The 257-nt window shown below is 35.0% G+C and carries 1 protein-coding gene; it reads left to right on the top strand.

Annotated features, from left to right (window positions below):
* Nucleotides 1-257: hypothetical protein (locus tag SB772_RS42915; protein WP_410838883.1), on the top strand; the 257-nt coding region annotated here is incomplete at both ends.

The raw sequence follows: 257 nt of genomic DNA, 5'->3' as shown, positions 1-257 counted from the left end.
ATCATTTATTCGTGGTAATTGCTCCTTTCAAACTTAAACCTGTATCCGATCATCTGGTCCATTTAAAAGATAATAAGCCTAAATTTCCTTTTTGGTTTTCCGCATACCTGGACAGAAATGGTAAGCTTTACATTCCTGATGAAATGTTTCCCTTATTTCAAAGGAAATATCTTGAACCCCTTGCTGATGAAAGAACTGAATTTATATTTGGTACTGTTGAAGATGTTGATCTGGCGACAACTTTAGGAAAAGAGAAC

Origin of the sequence: Paraburkholderia sp. SIMBA_030 (assembly GCF_046535245.1) — a bacterium.
Taxonomy (GTDB): domain Bacteria; phylum Pseudomonadota; class Gammaproteobacteria; order Burkholderiales; family Burkholderiaceae; genus Paraburkholderia.
This window is presented reverse-complemented; position numbering and strand designations above follow the sequence as displayed.